Raw genomic sequence first — 22,677 nt, forward strand, 5'->3', positions numbered from 1 at the left:
CTTAACAGTATTTCCCTTTAAATTACCATGTTATTTACAATTAGTTAAACAAAAAAAAAGACTTTTTCATCAAGAAGTGTTTCTTAATGGAAAGTCTCTTTAATTCTTTTAAAAATTTTCTATAATGGTTTCCTGATTGTTAAAATGAATTTAAATAATCCTTCATTTCATTAACTAACTCCTCAGGTGACTCATACATGCTCATATGCCCCGCACTGTTTAAAGTAGCAGTTTTTATATTTTCTTTTTTGACTGAAAAAGTTTTTTCTGTCGGAATGATTTGATCGTCTTTCCCTGCTAATAAAAGTACTGGTAAATTCGTATCGTTAAGTATATGATTTCGATCTGGTCTATCCTTCATACTAATTAGTGCTTTAACCGTACCTTCGACTGAAGTTTTATAACCAATTTCCTTTGCTGATTCTATTTCCGAATTATTTTTTTGGATGTTTTTTGGAGAGAAAAGTTTTGGAATCAATCCATCCACTACATTTTTAACTCCTTCATTTTTAACTTTTTCAACATTTGCCATTCTACCTTTTTTTGCTTCATCACTATCTGGATAAGCTGTAGAGTGAATTAATGAAAATCCATTTAAATACCGTTCATATCTTTCCGCAAATGCTAGTGTAACATAGCCTCCCAAAGAGTGCCCAAACATAGTTATTTGGCTAATGTTTAATTGATCAAGTAGATCTTTCATTACATCTGCATAATCTTCAATTGAATGTTCTTCCTTTATAGAAGTAGACTCTCCATGTCCAGGTAAATCGATTGCGATTACTCGATAATTCTCTGCAAGCTTTGGTATTACTTTTTCCCAATATGCATGACTTCCCATAAAACCATGAATTAAAACAATTGTCTTACCTTTACCTTGATCCTTATACGCAATTGTTAAATTTTGAAGTTCTACTTTACTATTAATGATCATTCAACTCCATTCTAGTTTATTCGATAAATAGTAGACTATTTTCGTCTACCCTTTAATCACACTATAAATATAAATTACCATTATTTAAAAATATATACCAATTTATGTATTTTATATTTTTAATTTTCTATTGAGCAAATTGAATGATTATCATTTCTATGAAACCTTTATTAATTTGAATATTAACTATTGGATATTGGGCTTATTTTATTTGATTCCAGAATTTATTTGCTGATTTTTATACTATTTCAATGAGAATCAGTATTATTTCAACCGGTTGTGGCATTATATCAACGAGTTTTGGCATTATATCAACGGGTTTTGGTATTATATCAACGAGTTTTGGTATTATATCAACGGGTTTTGGTAATATATCAACGAAGTTCACAACTTTATCAATATTATTCAATTTATGTTCGCATTTTTCAATCTTCAGTCCTGGCTAGTTCAACGATCACATCTGTCAAAAAAATTATGAACGAAAACCAGCCTTTTATGCACAAAAATAGCTGCTTTATGAATAAAGTCCATATTTTGTTCGTATTTCTAAGCAAAAAAAGATGTCTCACAATAACTTGAGACATCTCCTTATAATACAGTACTTATCGATCCTCTATTTTAAATACCGAATCATTTCGTTGAATAGTACGATTCTGATTTTTATTAATAAATAGATACGCTACAGATAATACAATTAACCATGGTATACCGAACTGGAGCATAATTTTAAAGCCAGTAAACCACGAAGTAATTGTTAATCCTAACAATAAAATTGCTCCTAAAATCGTGAAATAAGGGAATCCAATCATTTTTACTGGTAATTTTCTACCGCCTGACTTTTCCCATTTTCTTCTAAAAAATAGATGAGATATAAAGATTGTCATCCATGTAAACATGGCACCAAACATTGAAATTCCCATCATAAAAGCATAAGAAGAATCTGGAAGAACGGCATTGACAATAGCAGCAACAATAATACCGATCGTTGAAACTGAAAGCGCGCTTACTGGAACACCTTTTTTACTGACTTTCCCTAAAATCTTCGGAGCATGATTGCTTTTTGAAAGTGAATACACCATTCTTGTCGAAGCATATAATTGACTATTCATCGCAGATAAAGCAGCAGTCAATATAATAAAATTCATAACGCCAGATGCAAAAGGAATATTTAATATTTCCATTACTTTTACGAATGGACTTTCATCAACTCCTGCTGACTTCCATGGAACGATAATCAGCATGATTCCGATTGTTAATACATAAAAAATCGATAAACGGAAAACCGTTGCTTTGAGCGCTTTTGGAACAGCAATATCGGGTTCTTTCGCTTCACCCGCTGTAACCGCTATCATTTCTGTTCCTAGAAAACTAAATAATGATATAAAAACAGCTACCCACATGCCCCACCAACCAAATGGCATAAATCCTCCATCATTGGTCAAGTTCTCTACACCTATATTTCCGTGGTTAGATGACCCAAATAAAACATACGATCCAAGTAGGATAAATCCAACAATTGCACTTACTTTAATCATTGAAAACCAATACTCAAATGTTGCAAATGTATTAACACTTGTAGCGTTTATATAAATTAAAACTGCAGCAAAAAACGTAATCCAAACAATTCCTGGCACTGTTGGAAACCAATATTTCATATAGACTGCAATTGCACTTACTTCTACTCCAACTGCAAGTACTTGTGCAACCCAATATGAATAGCGGACAAGATAACCAGCCATAGGATGAATATATTTTTCGGCAATAGTTCCAAACGAGCCACTTGTAGGATGTGCAACAGTCATCTCAGCTAAGCACCCCATTAGTAGTAAAACGATGAACGCACCTACTGCATAACTTAGTAATACGCTCGGTCCAGCAGTTTTTATTGCAAGTCCACTTCCAAGGAATAAACCTGTCCCAATCGCACACCCCATTGCAATCATCGTCAGTTGACTTGTTTTTAACTCTCTTTTTAAGCCTTTTTCTTGCTCGTTTTCAATTTTATAATTAGTGGTGGATTTCTTCATGATCTCATCCCCTTGTCCCCTTCGATAGCCAACTAATCTTATGCCACAACTTCACGTTCATTTTTAAATTTTTCATACTGCTTTTCAATCATGATTTTCTTAAGTGTTTGCACAACTTCCCAAACTTCCTCGTAAGAAGTGTAAAGTGCTACAGGTGCAAGACGAATAATATTCGGTGCTCTAAAGTCTGGGATAATACCGTTTTCTTTCAGCGATTTACAAATTCGTGCTGCTTCTTCATGCTCCAGACTTACATGTCCTCCTCGACGTGCATCCTCTCTAGGTGACCCAATGAAAAATCCCATGTCAGGTAATTCTTTTTCAATACAATCCATTAAAAATTGATTAATACGAAGTGATTTTTCGCGAATTGCATCAATTCCAGCTTCTGTAAAAATCTCCAATGAACCAATTAATGGTGCGCAGCTTAATACATGAGGTGTACCGATTTGATAAGCTCCAGCCGTTTCAGCAGGTGTTAGAGTGTGCTCCATATCAAATTGCTTATCTTTTCTTGAACTAAACCAACCTGCAAGTCCAGGCATTGCTCCAAAATGTTTACGATTAACAAATAAGCCACCTACTCCACCTGGCCCGCCATTGAAGTGCTTATAATTACACCAATATGCAAAATCAACATCCCACTCACTAAATGAATGTGGAATTGATCCAACTGAATGACATCCATCAAAGCCAATTAAAATTCCTCGTTTATGAGCTTCTTCAGTTAAACGCTTCATATCTAAAATTTGACCACTTCGATATAAAACTGTCGGTAAAATAATCAAAGCGATTTCATCCGTCATTGCATTAATAATATCGTCTTCTTCTAAATAACGTCCATCTTTACTCTTTACACAAATAAGGTCTTTTTCAGGATCTAATCCATGAACACGTAGTTGACTTTGAAGAGCATAAATATCAGATGGGAATGTAAGCTCATCTGCTAAAATCTTTTTTCGATTACCATTTGGTTGAAAAAATGTGGCAACTAACTGATGTAAGTTAACTGTTGTGGAACCGGTTACAATTACTTCCTCAGAAGAAGCACCTACTAATGGAGCCAATTTCTCTCCTAATTTTTCGGCCATGAAAAACCAAGGATGATTTCCATTTGTCCAACCATCTATTCCGTAATTCTTCCAATCATCTAAAGATTCTAGTAAAGTGCGCTCAGCCCTTTTAGAAAGAAGTCCTAATGAATTACCATCCATATAGATTGAACCAGGTTTTAAGTAAAATTCATCTCTAAACTTTCTAAGTGAATCAACACTGTCCATTTTTTTTGCGTAATCTAATGTATTATCTATAACTTTCGTATCCATTTTGCTCCTCCTCTATCAATCTACTATTTATGAAAAAATCATAACAAAACAAATGACACTATGTCAATGACATGATGTCATATTTTCAGATAATAAAAACGATTCAAATATTATACTAGCTTATAAAGTTCAGTTTTTTCTTACATTTCTTCCATTTTGATTAATTTACCTATATGCTAGAAGTAATATATCTTGGAGGATTGTAAGTATGAGTAATGACAAAGTAGAATCTAAGCGTCAATTACGTTCATTAATGACAAGACAGAAACTTTTAGAAGCTGCTAATGAAGTATTTCTTGAAGAAGGATTTCAAAAAGCAACTATTACACAAATGATAAAAAGAGCTGATATCGGATATGGAACAGCGTATGTTCACTTTAAAGGTAAGGAAGATCTTTTGATTGTATTAATGGAAAGCGTTATGGAAAGATTTTATACAATTGCTGAAACTTCTTTTTTTCCGGAAACGAAAGAATCAGCAGAATCGATCATATATAAACAGGCTACTTTATTTCTAAAAATGGCAGAAGATGAGCGAAATATGATGCAAATTTTCGAACAAGCTATTGGAATATCTGATGTAATCTCTGACAAGTGGAAAACGATCCGTGAAAAATTTATTAATCGCATATCATTAGATATTTCTTACGCGCAAGAAATAGGGTTAGCAAGAAAAGAGTTAAACCCTGAACTTGTCGCAAGAGCTTGGTTTTTTACAAATGAGATGTACTTATGGGAAATCGTTCGAAATGAGCAGCATTATTCGATAGATGAAATTGCAAAAACAATCACATCACTATATACTACTGGTCTTTATTAGTAGTGGCTGTCTTTAAAGTTGATGTACTTTGAAGGCAGTTTTTTTATTGTTTGGCGTGTGGAGTAACTACTCCCTTCTTAGTGCTCGAATTCTCTGATTGGATTAACAGAAATACGAACAAATTATGTATTTTGTTGATAAAGCTGTGAACTTTATTGATATAGTAGGTATTTTTGTTGATATATGACCGATTTTTGTTGATATAACAATGATTTTTGTTGATATTGTTTGAACAGCACAAAAACCCCGCAAGGAAGCCGAACCTCCTCGCAGGTTATTACCACAAACGAGAAACTATTTCGATTTAGCGCTACAATACGTATCTCTTAATATAAACTTTTGAACTTTACCAGAAGCATTACGAGGAAGTTGATTAATCAATTCTACTTGTCTAGGAATTTTATAACCTGCTACCCGCTCACGGCAAAAAGCTTGAATTTCTTCAAGAGATAAATGATGGTTTGGTTTTAATACGACAATGGCTGTTACGACCTCTCCCCATTTAGAATCAGGAGTACCGATTACTGCCGCTTCTAAAATAGAATCATGTTCGTATAAAACATTCTCAATTTCAACCGAGTATATATTTTCTCCACCTGAAATTAACATGTCTTTACTACGGTCCACTAATGTGAGGTATCCTTCTTCGTCAACAACAGCTAAATCTCCAGTATACAACCAACCATCTTTAATCGTTTCTGCTGTTTCTTTTGGCTTTTTATAATATTCCTTCATAATTGTTTCACCTTTTAAGATTAATTCGCCAACTTCACCAGATACAACTTCCTCATCCTTTTTATTAACTACTTTAATGACTGTGTAAGGAAAAGGTGTTTTTCCTGTTTTACCAAAGTGTTGCTCATGATCATCAGGAGAAAGATAAAAGCCTGTAGGTCCTCCTTCTGTTAGTCCACATAAACTGAAAAATTGATTTGTATTAAATAGTTTCATACTTTTCATTAAAATTTCTGGTGGCATTGGGGCTGCACCGTATGCGCATCTTTTAACGGATGACAGATCATAAGATTTCGCATTTGGAACTTGCTGCAAGTAGTTATACATTGTAGGGACACCGAAAAATAAAGTAATTTTGTATTTTTCGATATCCTTTAAAACATTTACTGGGTTAAATTCTCGATGAACAATATTTGTCATACCTAAATAGATACCTGGTAAAAGGAAGATTACAAGTTGAGCACAGTGGAATAATGGAGCAACATGCAAAAATCGATCATCGCAGCTCTGTCCCATTATTGCACCAAAACCATTTATTAATTTTTCAATTCTTTTAAAGTCGAAAAGTGCACCTTTTGGCTGACCTGTTGTTCCAGAAGTATAAAGTAAATGAAAATCATCGTCGGCTGAAATCTCTACTTGTGGATCCCCATCAATTGATGTCATAACCTCAAAAAAGTTTAAACAATTCGGCGATGAGCTTATTGGAGCAGTAATTATGTTTCTTACTTTAGTTGCTGATTTTGAAGCAGTTAAAACGACTTGTTCTAATTCGGCATCACAAATTACCACTACACTATCCGACTGTTCCAAAATATATTCAACTTCACGAGATACGAGTCTGAAATTAACAGGAACTACAACCGCACCTATTTTTACTCCAGCAAAGTAACTAATCGCAAACAAGTCAGAATTCGCCATCATAAGTGCTAGTTTCTCACCTTTTTTTAAGCCTAGTTTCTGTAAACCCCATGCAAAACGATTAACAATTTTATTGAATTCCTTATATGTGTATGTACGGTCTTGATAGACTAATGCTAATTTATCTGGGTGTCTTTGTGCGTTTAACGATAATACGTTTCCGATACTCATTTACTTACCCCCGGTTATAATAATTTAGAATTTAATCAATGGACCTTAAAACTCTTAATATAAGTGAATCATAGTTGTAAAAGGACTTAAAATACAGAATTTTCAATTTATTAAACAGATAGTTTCTCTACCATTTAATACATTCCCTCACTCCATCTCTTTAGTTTCTTTATGTATTCTAGGTTAATCATTCTCTCTCCTTTATACAGGGGAATTATTATGGAGTATTAATAGTTATATTTGCAAGATGATTTGATTCTAATTAAAATACGGCAATCAAGAAAAAGCCATTCTCAGGTGAGGATGACTTTAAAATAATTAAGAAGCAATGTCGAAGTAAGTACTGCTAAAAAGATTTCCTCTTATTGAGTAACTAAATTCCCTCCGTTTTGGACAACTACATGAACTTTAAAATCTAATGTTAAATTTGGATAGTATTTTGTACGCCAATGATTTAGCTCATTTCTAGAAAGTTTATTTCTAAAGAACTGTCCCAGCCCTAAAATATCAGATTCATTTTCCTGTAATTTAGTAAACATTTTATTAAATCGTTCGGTTAAAACTTTCTCCATATCTTTTCGAATTGAATTTGCAGATACATGATCTTTAATTTCAAGTATACTCACCTTTAGATTAATCTTACTCTCCAAATAAGGCCTGTGATTCCTAAATTTACTATCATGCTTCATCGTATTAGTTAAAATCAATACACTTCCATCATCAGTGATTTCAACTTTTCCTGTCGTACTTTCATCATTAAATGCATTAAATAAAAGTGTTTCATCTGGAGTAATTTGGTCTATCATTTTTCCATTTTTAATGACTGCTGCACCATTAATTTCAATCAACGTTGTTTTGCCAACTCTTAAAATTGGAATGGCAACATCTTGAGTGGTAGTATGAAAACTTCGGTAAGTCTTCCATACGCTAGTTAGTGCAATTTGAGGAGTCCACCCAGCACTTTTTTCAAAATAATCCAAAAGAGCAGTTCCACCTGGTTCTGATGATTCTTTCATTTTTGAAAAAAACGTACCAATATCGCCTTCACTAATTGCGACTAACGTTTTTGGCGATACATCCCTTGATCTTACAAAACCCGAAATAATATCCTTCATCCCATTTTCCGCTAATTTCCTATCAATAACGATTACCTTTAAATGGAGTAGGTCAACACTACTTTCCATATTCGTACTTATATTATCTATTGCGTGTGTAATTGTTTTACCTTCTCCAATAACTACTTTCGTTTTCATAGTATCTTGATATGGTTGTGGAATTTGGAGGTATACCATATAATTATTGCTCTTTTTAGAAACGCCTAAAATAACAGGCAGTACTCTATGATTAATGTCTTTATTATCCCAACAAGCACTAAGTGTTAAGATGAATAGCACTAAACATATTAATTTAGCAGACTGTTTAAATCTTTCCAATATTACCTTCCCTCCATAACCGTTTACCACAAAAATAGACTGAAATTGGGACTGCAAACATGACAAAAAATCGTAAAAAGGAGTTCCATACAAAAAGTTTTTCAATTGTATCCCAATCTGGGATCAATAAACTAATGATAAAATTAAAAATCGTAATTGAAAGAATAAAATATATAGGTTTAATTGACGGAAAGCATGTATTGAAGATTCTAACTGTATTCCAAAGAAATAAGGAGATAAATAGCATAGTAAAAGTTATCAAGCTCAACAAGAAAAAAGAAGTAACTCGATCAAACATTAACCAATTCAATTCCACTGTATCCAATGCCATTACTAATGGATACATTAAAGTGGAAGCAGTATTTTGTCCAAATGTAAGAAGTGGAATATATACTGCAAGGATGTAACAAGGTATAAGTATTATGGCCCCTAAGAATATTTTTTTACGTTGAAAGGTTAAAAACGGTTGAATAAAACCTAAAAACAAAAAGCTTCCTCCAATCGCAAAAAAGCTAACATAAAATGAAGAATTAGTAAAAAATGAAAATTGTTTATTCATAATTGGGAAAGCATAGTGCCAATCAGTATTCTGAAATGAACTACAGAAAATTAGAATGATTAGCGGAAAAAATAAACAAGCAATTAAAACGCCGGTTCTGAAAATAACTTCTACTCCTTTAGACGCTAAATATGCCGATACTAAAAACAATAAAGTCAAAATTGACCATAATGGAGTTTTCGATAAAAACGTTATTAATATGATTTCAGAATAAGCACGAACAGTAATGATACTGATCGCGATAAAAAAAACAGTAATTGGCAGCAAAAATAGTACAGCAACCCCCTTACCAACTCCAAGATAGATCGAAATTATGTCTTTATTTGGACAGTAATTAAGACCTTTCGTATATACGGTAATAATAATAAAATGGATAATCAGCCCTACGACTATTAACATCCAGTGACCTTCATTACTGCTTGCAATTATATTTCTTGGATATAAAAAGAAAATAAGACTTAGATGAGTCATAATATACATAACGACCACTTGCCAACTTCTATCCATTTTAATTTTCTTCCTTTGCCGAATTTATAGAAAGATATGGGATTCCGAATGTACTAATTCCAGATAAGTAAGTGCAAACCAACACAATACCTGCCATAATGCCCAATATACCGTAGAAAGCTGCTAAAATGGCTACTACATACTTAAACAATCGAATCGAATAAGAATTTTGAAATCCAACGATCGTAGAGTTGGCAATCGTTGTAGCAGCAAGAATAATAATTAAGAGATTACTTACTAGTTTCGCTTCTACAACTGCTTGTCCGATTATAATCCCTCCAACCATTGTGATCGTTGGCCCTACACTCTTTGGTAATCTTATACTGGCCTCAATAATTAGTTCCAGAATAATGAGCATTAATATAATTTCCACTAGGGCTGGATATGGGACACCATTTCTACTTTGAGCTATGGATAAAGCAATCTCAATTCTTAACACTTCTGGATTAACGGCTACTAAAGCCACGTAAAGGGCTGGTAAAATAAGTGCTAATAAAAAACCGATTATTCTTAAAGAACGCATTGTGATTGTTAGAGGAATTGGATAATTCCGATCATTTTCAAGTGCAAACATATCCCAAAATAATCCTGGAAGCACTAGTGCTAATGCTATTCTATCTACAAATACAATTACTCTTCCTTTTAATAAGGCATTTGTAGCCTCTTGGGGTAATTCAGTTGAGTTAAATTTTGAGACAGCTATCCAAGGAGAGAAACCTAACATTTTTGAAAAATCTTGGAGATTGTTAATATCAATATTAAGATTCTTCTCAATCTGTTTTTCAATATTATTAAAAATTGCCATACTAGCATTATTTTCAAAATATAAAACTGATAGATTCCTCTTCCTCTTTGTTCCAACAGAATACGATTTAGTATGCAATTTCTCTGAAGAAATTTGTTTCCGTACAATCCCAATATTTGTATTAATATCTTCTGTGAATGAATTTAATGGTCCTTGAATGACATTTTCATTCGTAGGTAAACTTACTGCACGATTTAGAGATTGTGAGACTGGTTCTACAATTACATATTTATCGTTTTCTGTTTGGAGAAGTATTAATAAATTCCCTTCTACTAATGCTGAAATTGCTTCATTCAAATTATTTTCCTTTACTAACCCAATCCAATGCATTAATTGATCAAAGGTCTTATCGATTAGAAAAATAGATTCTATTTTATTTTGAATTGCTTCTAATGTATTTGGAATGTCAACTAGACTTTTAAAACCTAACAGGACAACCGGTGCATTAACAAAATGCTCTTTCAAAATAAAGAAATCATCGTCATTTTTAAAATGATCTTTAATTTCCTCCAATATTGATTGCATACCTTAGTTTCCTCCTAAAAAGCACATATTTATAAATTTTCCCTTTCTGTTATTTTTATTCTTTATATACATTTTCTGGAAAACTAAAGTTTTAATCTTGGAGCATGATAATTTCAAAAAATAAAGAAAACTCGCCGATTGGCGAGCCTTTAGGTGAAGACAGAGGGGTAGTTGCACTTATACTTATACCTAAAATTGGCATCTACGTCGACTAATCCTCACCGCTGCCAATTTATACTTTATTAATGTGCAAAAAAACCACACTAAGTGGTTTTTTAATCGCGCATAGCCCCTGCCTCGCGAGAAGTCATTGCTCCTTGTCCATTGGCTACATCAGTTTGAATTTGTTGTTTTACTTTTTGTGGATTAGTTCCTGATTGCATATTAGAACCCATATTTTGCTTACCTTGTTGATTTTTTGGCATAATACCCCTCCTATTTTTGTTGTTTTAACAATTTTATTATTTGCAAAAAGGATAAGTGTATCCCGAGAATTTTATGTATTTTCATATTAAGATTCAAAGGTCTTTCTTATTCGGATTAAGATTATATTTATCAGAAACTAAAAAAATAAATACAAAATAGTTTGACTATTCAGATTTACAGAACTATAATCATATTAAACTAACTACCGGTAGTTAATAAATAATAAACTTAAAAATTAGGAGATGATTTTTTATGAAATATCCACTTTCACCTGATGTAAAACCTGAATTTTGTACAACTGGAACGTTTATGCGATTACCATCTGCACGAGAAAATGCAAAAATTGCAATTGTCGGTATGCCATTTGATACTGCGGCTTCATTCCGCGTTGGTGCACGTTTTGCACCTCAGGCAATCCGTCAATCTTCTATGACACTATTTCCATATCACCCAATTCATAAGGTATACCCTTTTGACGACAGTAATGCGATCGATATTGGAGATGTGTCGGTCATTCCTCATAATATTCATCGAAGCTATAAAATAATGGAAGACGCAATGTTTGAATTGATGGATAATAACATTATTCCAATTGGTTTAGGTGGGGACCACTCGATCACTTTAGCGAATTTAAGAGCTGCTGCTAAGAAATATGGTCCAGTTGCAATGATTCATTTTGATTCTCATACGGACACATGGGATACATATTACGACGAAAAATATTGGCATGGTTCACCTTTCATTCGTGCTCACGAAGAAGGACTTTTAATACCAAATAAAGTTTTCCAATTAGGTATTCGAGGCACTTTGAACCATCCTGGAGATATAGATGCTAGCCATGAGCTTGGTTACAATGTAATTACAACTCCTGAAATGTATGAACGTGGATTTGAGGATATTTTAAAAGAAATAAAAGAAGTAATTGGTGATACACCATGTTTCTTAACATTTGATATTGATTTTGTTGATCCTTCTTGTGCACCTGGAACTGGGACTCTTGAAGTAGGTGGCTACAATAGTATGGAAACATTAAAAATGATTCGTTCATTAACTGACTTTAATTTTATTGGTTTTGATGTTGTTGAAGTACTTCCATCATATGACCCTACTCAAATTACATCACTTTTAGCTGCAACTCTTGTTCATGAATTTGCTAGTTTAGCAACATTGAAAATCAATAAAGAAAAACTAAAGTAAAAATAACTATATCATCGAAAAGAGTTGATAAATTGAATGAATAAGCCTCCTATATTAAATCGTTCATTATCATTAGGGCATGTTATTTTATTCGGACTATCATTTATGGCACCCATCACAGTATTTACAACTTATGGTATCGCAATTAAAACAACAAATGGAATGATTCCTACAGCATACATTATTTCACTAGTTGTCATGTTATTTACCGCGTATAGCTACGGAAAAATGGTGAAAGAATTTCCAACGACTGGCTCGGCTTATACTTATGTCCAAAAAGGAATCAATTCATCAATGGGTTTTCTTGTAGGTTGGGTTATTTTATTAGATTATTTGCTTAGCCCGATGATTAGTGCATTATTATTTGGGATTTTTATTCACGCGTATTTACCAATTATTCCAGTATCAGTTTGTATTATTACATTTGTAGTCATCATTACATTCATTAATATTTTGGGAATTAAGTTTGCTACAAATGTAAGCGCTATATTACTAGCGTTACAAATACTTTTTATCGTTGTATTCTGTCTTTTTAGCATAAAAGGCTTAATGGCTGGGAAAGGAACTGGACAAATTTTATCAACTACTCCTTTCTTTGATCCTAAAGTTCATTTTTCAAATATCTTATCAATTGTTCCATTGTTATGTTTTAGTTTTCTTGGCTTTGATGCAGTAACGACATTGGCTGAAGAAACAAAAAATCCGAAAAAAACATTACCAAAAGCGATTTATTTAATTACAATCATTGGTGGAATTTTATTTGTTGCATCTACTTATTTCGCACAGGTTATTTTTCCAAATTTCTCTTCCTTTAAAGATTCAGACTCTGCAACAGTAGAATTATTTATCTATGTTGGTGGGAATTTCTTAAATGCATTTTTCCTAAGTGTAACAGTTGTCGCAGCTATTGCCTCAGCAGTAGCCTCTGGTGGAAGCGGTGCTAGAGTTTTATATGCAATGGGTAGAGAGAATATCCTCCCTATTCGTATTTTTGGCTTTTTATCTTCTAAATTTAAAACACCTATTTTCAACATAATTATCATTGGTTTTATTGCATTAACGGCTCTTTTCTTAGATTTAGATACAGCTGCTGCGTTTATAAACTTTGGAGCATTATTTGCTTTTACATTCGTTAATATCTCGGTAATGATTCATTTTATCGTGAGAAAAAAACAACGTAGTATAAAGGCAATCATCTCATATGGAGTTGTCCCATTCATAGGAGCTATTGTAACTGCTATATTCTGGACAAAACTAGACGTTCATTCAATGGTATTAGGTTCAGTCTGGTTAGTTATCGGTCTTGTTTACTTGCTCTATTTAACGAAATTTTTCAGACAACGCCCTCCTGAATTTGACTTTAATGAAGCAAATTTAGACGTACAAATATAAAATTTACTTGTGAAGGAGATTAGTATGAAAGCTGATATTGTTCTGTCGAGTAACGCTGTTTTTACTGGAAATGATCAAGAACCGCGAAAACTCTCAATCGCAATTTTAGATAATCGTATAATTGCAGTTTCACCGATTGAAGAAATTGAATCGTTAATTGGTGAAAATACAATTGTCCAACACTTCGGTGATCAAATGATTATGCCTGGTTTCCACGATTTCCATGTCCATGCAATGATGGGGAGCCTCTCTTTAGAATGTGCAAATCTCTTTTCTGCACGATCTGAAAATGAAGCTATCAAAATAGTACAGGAGTATGCACAAACTATACCTGAAAATGAGTGGATTATCGGTTTCATGTGGGACTCAAGCTATTGGGACAATAAAAAATTCCCAACTCGTTTCTCTCTTGATGAAATATTTCCAAATCGCCCTGTTGTTTTATTTCACGCAGAAGGGCATTATACATGGGTTAATTCGAAAGCATTGCAAATAGCTAACATAGACAGTCAAACTAAAAATCCACCTAACGGCTTGATTGAAAAAGATAAAAATGGTGAACCGACAGGAATTTTGATTGAAGAAGCATCAGCACTCATTACTAAATTTGCTTACGATTTTTCCAAGTTGAAAAAAAGAGATTTATTTGAAAATTTTTTAGTTGAAGCAGGTAAAAATGGAGTTACATCGATAAACAATTTATACGGAACTGAAACATTAAGCGGATTAGATGACTTCGAGGTATTTAGAGAATTTGAGAACGAAGAAGCACTTTCAGTAAGAATGCATCTCTACCCTGCCTTAAATGGTGATATGGATGAAGCTTTAAGTTTAAGAGATAAATATCGCTCTGATAAACTACGTGTTTCTGGTTTAAAGCAATTTATCGATGGTGTAGTAACAAGTCGTACTGCTTATATGCTTGAGCCGTACTCTGATGCTCCTGATACCTTTGGCTTACCAGCCCATTCACCTGAGGAATTAAAAAATTGGGTAATTGAAGCAGACCGATATGGCTTTAGCATTCGTTTCCACGCAATTGGTGATGCAGCAATTCGCTTAGCGCTTGATTCATATGAAAATGCACAAAAAGTAAACGGAAAAAGAGATTCACGCCATTCGGTAGAACATATCGAAGTAATTCACCCAAATGATATCTCTCGATTTGCTTCTTTAGGCGTGATGGCTTCGATGCAACCAGACCATTTTGCATTATCAGAAAGATCGACCTATACTGAACGAATTGGTAGTGAACGTGAAAAATATGTGTTTGTCATCAACTCTTTAAAAAATGCTGGCGCAAAGCTTGCTTTCGGAACAGATTTTCCGATTGATTCTTTAAATCCAATGCTTCAAATTTACCGAGCGATTACTCGAATCGACAGTAGTGGAAAGGAAGTTTGGCATCCTGAAGAAAGAATCTCGCTCACTGATGCACTAAAAGCCTATACTCTTGGCCCTGCTTTTGGCACTTTTAGAGAACATGAACTTGGTACACTTGAGGAAGGAAAACTTGCTGATCTTGTTGTATTAGACAGAAATCTGTTCGAAGTTCATCCCGAAGAAATCAAAGATGCTTCCGTTCTAATGACGATTTGTGACGGAAAGATTGTTTACTCTAAGCAAAAGGCCTATTCAAAAAATTAGTAAAAACAAAAGCTCTGCCATCTTGAAGCAGAGCTTTTTTGCATTAAATATCAACATTATTTAGACTTAACTGTGATTCCAGTTTATAATCTAGCTAACAACAGTTAGTTTCGGAGGATGAATATGACAAAGGATAAGATTATCGCAGCAGCACTCGCCTTATTTTCCAAAAATGGCTATGAAGGCACAAGTTTGACTGAAATTGCAAAAGCAGTTGGCATTCAAAAGCCATCGATTTATAACCATTTTAAAAGTAAAGAAGAAATCTTTCTTACCATTTATGAAAATATTTTATGGCTTCATGTGAAAAAAGTAGAAGAGTTAATGGAAAACATCCATGAGTTATCAGCAAAAGAACAACTTTATCAAATTCTTAATGTAACATTTAAATATTATATTGAGTTTGAAGAACAGTCTACTTTCCTAAATCGAGCTGTCTTTTTTTCACCTGAATCTTTAAAAGAACAATTACATACTCAGTTCATGGAATCTGAAGAAGCAATGTCCACAATTTTAAGATCAGTGATCGATAAAGGAATTAAAGATGGGGAAATTCGCGTTGGTAATGTTGAAGATTTCGTCATGTCTTTTTACTGTTTAATTGATGGGATTTTTATTGAACTTTCTTATTATGGTGCTGAAAAGATGAAACCAAGAATATCGAATATATGGAGAAATTTTTGGTACGGCTTTAAAAATGAACAATAAAAAAGGCGTTCGAAGACTCGAATGCCTTTTTTACTTTACTGATTTGAAGTCAATTCAGCTTTAAATTGATCTACGATATCATCTGAGGCAGGTGCAGCAGGCTTGTAAAACCCTTTTTGAAGTGCATAATTGTACAATGCACGTTGACGTGCTTCATCTTGATTGCGTAATTGAATTAATGTTTGTCTTAATTCATTATTATTAGATTCGTTAATGAATCCAGCATAAGCTGTTAAACTAGCGTTTAGTCCAGCTAAATAATCATTTACCATATCTTTATCTTGAAACATAGTTGTACCTCCTTATCCTAAAAAATTTAAAAGTTGTTGTCTAGATTGCTGTGCTGATTGTGCATCTCTTTGTAATAATGCTTTTAATTCAGGATCAGAGCAATTTTGAGCATACGCCTCTAATTTATTAGCAATCGTACTATGCCCTCCAATAATATGACGAAGATTTTCTAATTCAAGTTCTGTTAATGAATTGCTCATATCTAATCTCTCCTTTCGATCAAAAAACTACCTTATTAATTTTCCTAAATTCTGTAAAAAAATACATTAAAAATATCAGTTTTAATCTTAAGTAAGATTAACTACTGTTTATTCATTACCTACTATTGCTGAGCATTCGCTTAGAAAATTGCACTTCCTCGCACCTCCCAAGTAAGGGACTTCTTCTTCAATTTGAAACTTACAAATAAAAAAAGGGCACCCTTTTCGGATACCCTCTTAAAAATTCTTATCTTAAATTATAACTCACTACTAAAGTCAGCTTCTTCTAATTTAACCATTTTAGTTCGCTTAATTACCTTATAGCCTATATAACCAATTATAAATAATGGTAATCCGATGTAAGATACTGAAACTCCATACCAGTCAATTTTCCCACCAGTAAATGCTTCATAATTCGTACCTAGCATTGCAACTAAACATAATACTGTCGCTAAAATTGGACCAAGTGGGAACCATTTCGCTAAATAAGGTAAATCCTTTAATTTTCTTCCTTGGGCAATATAAGCTTTACGGAAGCGGTAATGTGTAATAGAAATACCTAGCCAAGAAATATATCCTGCTAACCCTGCTGCGTTTAACAGCCAAGAATATACTGTACCATCACCAAATAATGAAGTTAAGAAACAAAGCATACCAATCAAAGTTGTCGCAATTAAGGCAGTAACAGGAACTCCACCTTTATTTACTTTTCGTAAGAATTTTGGTGCTCTTCCTTCTTCAGCCAATACCCATAATACACGAGAACCAACATATAAACTTGAATTACCCGCTGATAAAACTGACGTTAAAATTACTGTATTCATCGCAGCTGCAGCAAACGCAAGTCCAGCATGTTTAAATACTAATGTGAATGGACTAATCGCAATAGCATCTACATCTCCTCCTAATAAATTAGGATCGTTATAGCTTATTAAACAACCAATCACAAAAATCGCTAATACATAAAATAATAAAATACGCCAAAAAATTTGCTTAATTGCTTTAGGAATATTCTTTTGAGGATTTTCACTTTCACCAGCAGTTACTCCAACCATTTCAGTACCTTGGAAAGCAAATCCTACAACCATAAATACACTAAATATCGATAAGAAACCACCTTTAAATGGTGCCTCTCCTTTTGTGAAATTATCAAATCCACCAGTATGACCACTCATAATGCCGAATATCATTAATAATCCAACTACAATAAAAATGATGATTGTTGCTACTTTAATAGTAGAAAACCAAAACTCAGATTCTCCATATCCTTTTACGGAAAGTACATTTAAACCAAATATTAAAAATAGGAATATTGCACTCCATATAATTCCTGGGGCATGCGGGAACCAATATTTCATAATTAACGCCGAAGCTGATAATTCTAATGCAAGGATAATCGCATTGTTATACCAGTAATTCCAACCGACAGCAAAGCCTAGTGCCGGATCAACAAATCTTGCAGTATATGTGCTAAAAGAACCAGAAATAGGAATTAAAGTTGCCATTTCCGCTAAGCTTGTCATAAGGAAATAAACCATGATACCAGCAATCATATATGCAGCAAGTGCACCACCGGGTCCTGCTTGACTAATCGTTGCTCCACTTGCTAAAAATAGCCCAGTACCAATCGTACCGCCCATAGCGATCATTGTTAAATGTCTTGTTTTTAGTTTTCTCTCTAATTGCTCTTTTTTAGGCGCGTTACTTTCAATAGTGAAATCATTTTTTCGGTTTGTATTTTGCATGAATACACCTCTTTATTTTAAATTGAAATTTCTCCTAAGACGAATAAGACTGTTAACATTTTAAGAGCCCAGGTTCCAGTCGATCCACAGTTGAATAGAGTGTACTTCTGTTAATATTTTGCAAAACACAGTCTAAATTACCTATTTTAATACTAATCCTTGAAGGCGAGCAGTGTAAAGATGTAAATACTCCCTTCTAAACCTAACGAATCAATAAATCTTATACCTGCACTATTGATAACGTTTTCATTTTTTTTGCTTACGTCATAAAGTTGTACTTAATTTAAATTATCATAATATGACGAAAAATAACAGGAATTTTTTCATTGTTTAGATAATTTGGAGTTATTTAAGAATAGTATATTTTCCAAAAACCGTATATTTATTTGAGACAATAAATATATATTAAATCCTAAGTTATAGTTAATACAAGGATTAATTTTTAGATTAGAAAAATCACATTTTGAAAGCGCTTCGTTATTTTGTAATTTTGGTTTTCCTTTAATAATAAGTACCTAGACCTATTTTTGATTTCTAAATGAGATTAAATGAGATCTGAAAATCATCACTATTCAGTTTTTATTTTCCTAGAATCATACCTTTAAAAATAATTCGCTCTATGCAAAGAAATGAATAAAATGCTCAAGTTATTTTTCTGAATTTTTAGAATAAAAAACCCAAAAAAAAACATCCTTTTCTATGTATAGGAAGGATGTTTTTTCATTTTTATTCTTAAGGAGTAACAATATTGACCCACACATTGAAGTGGTCAAACAAAGCTAACATTTCATTAAATTTCAATTTATCACCACTCATCATTAGCTTATTATTTGCAATCGCTTGATCAATATTAAGTTTTCCAGTCATTATTAAATAAAAAGTTGCTTTATCTAAACTTAAAGATGCATCTGGATGTGGAACCTGTGCATCTTGATCATAATAAAAAACAGAATTTCTTATATCAATTGAGTAATTCTTTTTTAAGTCTGTAAAATTTATATTAAATGTATAGCTTTTATTTTCTGCTTTTGGACCATTTAAAGTAACTGATATATAATCCAGGAAGTCATTTACATCCATATTTAATAGTGTTTGCTGGTCTACAGTATTGATTGTTTGTGTAACTGCCTTTTTTTCTACACCTTTTCTCAATTCTTGCGCCCCTGTTAAATAAAAATTTCTCCACGATGCTGATTCCGCTTGATATCCTAACTGTTCGTAAGATTTAGCAAGTAATTCTTTTGCTTCTTTATTATTCGGATTAGACATGATTACATTTTTTAAAACCTGTGCTACCCAACGATATTCCCCCTTTTTAAAATCTGCTTTTGCAAGCTTTAAGATTTTCTTTTCTCCTCCCATATATTGAACGTATTTATTTCCAGTCTCTTCTTGTGGGAGGGGATCCAAATCAGATGGATTTCCATTAAAATAGCCTAAATAATAATTGTAAACCGCTTTTGCATTCTGTTTCAAATTTCCGTAATAACCTCGATTCGCCCAATATTGATTAAGTCGATTAGGTAATTTTATTTGTTCTGCAATTTCATCCTCTGTGTATCCATGGTTTGCTAGGCGAATTGTTTGATCATGAATATATTTATATAAATCTCGTTGAACTGAAAGTTGTTCTAATACTCTTTCTTTCCCCCATAAAGGCCAGCTATGAGCTGTAACTAATGTCTCAATTTCCTCGTTACCAAACAGTTTGATTGTGTCATCCAATGCTTTTGCCCATTTTGAACCATCTCGCGTTTTAGCACCTCTTAATGTGTATAAATTATGCATCGAATGCCCCGTATTTTCAGCGACCATTAATGTTTTATAATCATTTATGTAATAATGCATTTCCGATGGAGCTTCTGTATTTAAAGTTAGTAAAAACTTAAACTTGATGCCGTCTATTTCCATCGATTTAATTTTATCTTTTATTTCAATTGTCGGTGGCAAAAAACTTATTGTACCAGCACTTATTCTAGGACCAATCCCATTTGTTACGTATCCTTTTTTACTTGAAGGTAGTAAGATTCCTAACATATAGCCTGCTCTTCGTGACATGATATTACCTAAAAGTAAATTTTCGCTTGCTGCTTCCTTCGAAAAATTTAACGGTGCAATAATCGGTACTTTATTAGAATCTAAAGCATATTGTAAGACTCCTTTAACTCCGCCAAAATGATCAGCATGACTATGACTAATTACGATTGCACTTACTGGCTTTTTAGGTCGATTGGCATAGTATAAATCCATTGCAGCTTTAGCAGTTTCAGTAGTAGTTAAAGTATCTAAGATGATTAAACCTGTTTTCCCTTCTACGATTGTCATTACCGATATATCTTGTCCACGAACTTGATATATACCATCTACTACTTTATAAAGTCCGGGAGTATTTAATAGCTTGGCTTGTCTCCATAGACTTGGATTAACAGTTAATGGTGCAGTACCTTGATTTATGATTGAATATTGACTGCTATCCCAAATGACAGCACCTTCTGAACTTTTAATTTGAGTTTGCTTAAGTGGTGCTATGAAGCCTTTATGAGCGTCATTGAAATCTTGTTTATTGTTGAAATTTAGTTCACTATACATTTGTTCATTTAGTTTAATAGTATCCAAAGTAGGTGGCATGGCCTGTGAAAATACTTTGTTTGTATGAAAGCTACCTAACATAAACATTGGTAATATAAAAAAAGTGGTCCATTTTTTTGAAATTAATTTTTCTAACATGTTTTTACTCCTATTTATTCGTCATCAGCATATAGGCATATAGAATTGGAACAAAAAGCAACGTAAAAAATTCCAAAGCGTTACTCTTTGTTCCAAATTCATTTTTTATGAGGGTACGTATGTTTACTATTAATTAACTTTCTTAAATCTCCCCTAATTAGTGCATCTTTCATTTCTTTAGCATTAAATGGGATAAATGGCGCTAAATATGGAACACCCATTGATTTAATTGACGCCATATAAACAATCATAAGAATAAATCCAACAAGTAGGCCTTTTAATCCGAAAAAGAAACCTAATACTAAAAATATAAATCGTAATATTAAAACCGATCCATATAGTCCACCAGCAGAAATCGAAATATTCGCTAGAAAATTAATACCTACGACTATTAATGTCATTGAATGAATAAGCTTTGCTGTTACTGCGGTTTGTCCGACAACAATCGCTCCTATAAGTGAAACAATAATAACAGTCGACTTAGGTATTCGTAACGACGCTTCCACTAATAATTGGAATAGTAACATGACGAATATAATTTCAACAAAAGGAGGTACCAGAGTATCTGATTTCTTAAAAAAGAGTTTTGCAAAGTGAGGAGATACCCAATCTTGATGGAAACGGATGATTGTGACATATACCCCTAATAAAATAATTGAAAATAACCAACTAAATAAACGCATAAATCTGTAACCGAAGCGACCTGACTTTTGATTGTATTCATCTGGTTGATGGAAATAATGAAGAAAAAGTGCTGGAACAATTAGACTATATGGAATTCCGTTAACGAAAATTGCAACACGTCCCTCGTATAATGCAGACGCAGTTACATCTGGACGTTCACTTGTAAAGACCGTAGGAAATAACGTTTTCTTACCTTCGAGCGCATCTTCAATTACTCTCGCTTCTAATAAATAAATAACATCTATTTCTTTTATTCTTTTACGTGTTTCTTCTAAAATCCGTTGATCGACAAAACCATCCATATATACGATTGAAACATCCGTTTTTACTTCAGTTCCAACTTGTAGGTTTTCAATAGATAATTTATGGGACTGTACAATATTACGAAGAACATTAACATTTACCTTAAGTTGCTCATTAAAACCTATTAAAGAACCCTTCATCGTTCTTTGCGTATCTGGCTCAGTGACCGAACGCATCTGCCAATCTGCAGTGTCGGCCAGTATTCCTTCATCATAACCATCAATTAAAATAAGCGTCTTCCCTCTTGATAATCCTGACAGAATCTCTTCTAATGACGTCACCTTGATTACATCCGCAATTAAAAGATGACGAGTAATAATGGCATCGATACTATCGAATTTTATAATTCTTAGCAACGGGGAAAGAACATTCTCTTGAATAGTTTGTGTATTCGTTATGCCATCTAAATATAGAACCGCAGCATCACGAATCACCTCATCATTAACTGTTAATGGTCTAATTTTCAAATCAGTAGAGTTATTAAATTTTTCTTTTAGATAATGAATATTCTTTTCTAAACTTACTAATAAAGTAGATTGTTCTGTTTTATTCAATCGAGATCACCTTAAACATATTTTTGTTTAGTTTGTCCGGG

Annotated in this window: 18 protein-coding genes; 5 read left to right on the plus strand and 13 right to left on the minus strand. The window is 33.1% G+C overall.

The window, feature by feature from the left end:
- Positions 1–139 precede the first annotated feature (139 nt).
- The 3 genes from CN692_RS18430 to kynU all read right to left on the minus strand — a co-directional run bounded on the left by CN692_RS18430 (position 140) and on the right by kynU (position 4,286).
- On the minus strand, positions 140–934 hold the full coding sequence (locus CN692_RS18430) for an alpha/beta fold hydrolase (RefSeq protein WP_257144069.1): 795 nt from the start codon (positions 932–934) through the stop codon (positions 140–142).
- Between the two features lie 602 nt (positions 935–1,536).
- Positions 1,537–2,961, minus strand: coding sequence for an amino acid permease (locus CN692_RS18435; RefSeq protein ID WP_098120612.1), 1,425 nt, complete (start codon positions 2,959–2,961; stop codon positions 1,537–1,539).
- 38 nt (positions 2,962–2,999) lie between these two features.
- Positions 3,000–4,286, minus strand: coding sequence for a kynureninase (gene kynU / locus CN692_RS18440; RefSeq protein ID WP_098120613.1), 1,287 nt, complete (start codon positions 4,284–4,286; stop codon positions 3,000–3,002).
- A 208-nt stretch (positions 4,287–4,494) separates the two neighbouring features.
- Between kynU and CN692_RS18445 the strand changes: the two genes are divergently transcribed.
- Entirely contained in the window at positions 4,495–5,106 is a 612-nt protein-coding gene (locus tag CN692_RS18445) for a TetR/AcrR family transcriptional regulator (RefSeq protein ID WP_098120614.1), read from the plus strand.
- A gap of 294 nt (positions 5,107–5,400) precedes the next feature.
- Here the strand turns inward: CN692_RS18445 and CN692_RS18450 are convergent, their stop codons facing one another.
- The 5 genes from CN692_RS18450 to CN692_RS26230 all read right to left on the minus strand — a co-directional run bounded on the left by CN692_RS18450 (position 5,401) and on the right by CN692_RS26230 (position 11,187).
- Positions 5,401–6,933 (minus strand): class I adenylate-forming enzyme family protein, encoded by a 1,533-nt coding sequence (locus tag CN692_RS18450; RefSeq protein WP_098120615.1) that lies wholly within the window; start codon positions 6,931–6,933, stop codon positions 5,401–5,403.
- 362 nt (positions 6,934–7,295) lie between these two features.
- Positions 7,296–8,366 carry a Ger(x)C family spore germination protein gene (locus CN692_RS18455; RefSeq protein WP_257144070.1) on the minus strand — a complete coding sequence of 357 codons (1,071 nt, stop codon included), beginning with the start codon at positions 8,364–8,366 and terminating at the stop codon, positions 7,296–7,298.
- A complete protein-coding gene (locus CN692_RS18460; protein ID WP_098120616.1) occupies positions 8,353–9,432 on the minus strand; it encodes a GerAB/ArcD/ProY family transporter in 1,080 nt (359 codons plus the stop codon). The genes CN692_RS18455 and CN692_RS18460 overlap by 14 nt, the downstream gene beginning before the upstream one ends.
- Before the next feature lies 1 nt (position 9,433).
- Positions 9,434–10,762 (minus strand): spore germination protein, encoded by a 1,329-nt coding sequence (locus tag CN692_RS18465; protein WP_098120617.1) that lies wholly within the window; start codon positions 10,760–10,762, stop codon positions 9,434–9,436.
- 275 nt (positions 10,763–11,037) lie between these two features.
- Positions 11,038–11,187 (minus strand): hypothetical protein, encoded by a 150-nt coding sequence (locus CN692_RS26230; RefSeq protein WP_172445460.1) that lies wholly within the window; start codon positions 11,185–11,187, stop codon positions 11,038–11,040.
- Positions 11,188–11,440: 253 nt separating this feature from the next.
- Between CN692_RS26230 and speB the strand changes: the two genes are divergently transcribed.
- The 4 genes from speB (at position 11,441) to CN692_RS18485 (ending at position 16,132) form a co-directional block, all read left to right on the plus strand.
- Entirely contained in the window at positions 11,441–12,385 is a 945-nt protein-coding gene (speB, locus tag CN692_RS18470) for an agmatinase (RefSeq protein ID WP_098120618.1), read from the plus strand.
- Positions 12,386–12,421: 36 nt separating this feature from the next.
- Positions 12,422–13,777: an APC family permease gene (locus tag CN692_RS18475; protein ID WP_098120619.1), complete on the plus strand. Its 1,356-nt coding sequence runs from the start codon at positions 12,422–12,424 to the stop codon at positions 13,775–13,777.
- A gap of 24 nt (positions 13,778–13,801) precedes the next feature.
- Entirely contained in the window at positions 13,802–15,424 is a 1,623-nt protein-coding gene (locus CN692_RS18480; RefSeq protein ID WP_098120620.1) for an amidohydrolase, read from the plus strand.
- Positions 15,425–15,547: 123 nt separating this feature from the next.
- Positions 15,548–16,132 carry a TetR/AcrR family transcriptional regulator gene (locus CN692_RS18485; RefSeq protein WP_179874479.1) on the plus strand — a complete coding sequence of 195 codons (585 nt, stop codon included), beginning with the start codon at positions 15,548–15,550 and terminating at the stop codon, positions 16,130–16,132.
- Between the two features lie 35 nt (positions 16,133–16,167).
- Here the strand turns inward: CN692_RS18485 and CN692_RS18490 are convergent, their stop codons facing one another.
- The 5 genes from CN692_RS18490 to CN692_RS18510 all read right to left on the minus strand — a co-directional run bounded on the left by CN692_RS18490 (position 16,168) and on the right by CN692_RS18510 (position 22,636).
- Complete coding sequence (locus tag CN692_RS18490) at positions 16,168–16,422, minus strand: spore coat protein (RefSeq protein ID WP_098120622.1); 255 nt, start codon at positions 16,420–16,422, stop codon at positions 16,168–16,170.
- Positions 16,423–16,434: 12 nt separating this feature from the next.
- Entirely contained in the window at positions 16,435–16,623 is a 189-nt protein-coding gene (locus tag CN692_RS18495) for a hypothetical protein (protein WP_098120623.1), read from the minus strand.
- 257 nt (positions 16,624–16,880) lie between these two features.
- Positions 16,881–18,368: an amino acid permease gene (locus CN692_RS18500; RefSeq protein WP_098120624.1), complete on the minus strand. Its 1,488-nt coding sequence runs from the start codon at positions 18,366–18,368 to the stop codon at positions 16,881–16,883.
- A gap of 732 nt (positions 18,369–19,100) precedes the next feature.
- Positions 19,101–21,095, minus strand: a complete 1,995-nt coding sequence (locus tag CN692_RS18505; RefSeq protein WP_098120625.1) for an alkyl/aryl-sulfatase — start codon at positions 21,093–21,095, stop codon at positions 19,101–19,103.
- Positions 21,096–21,193: 98 nt separating this feature from the next.
- On the minus strand, positions 21,194–22,636 hold the full coding sequence (locus CN692_RS18510) for a spore germination protein (RefSeq protein ID WP_098120626.1): 1,443 nt from the start codon (positions 22,634–22,636) through the stop codon (positions 21,194–21,196).
- Between the last annotated feature and the right edge of the window lie 41 nt (positions 22,637–22,677).

Source organism: Bacillus sp. AFS002410 (assembly GCF_002556365.1).
In the GTDB taxonomy this organism is placed as follows: Bacteria; Bacillota; Bacilli; order Bacillales; family Bacillaceae_G; genus Gottfriedia.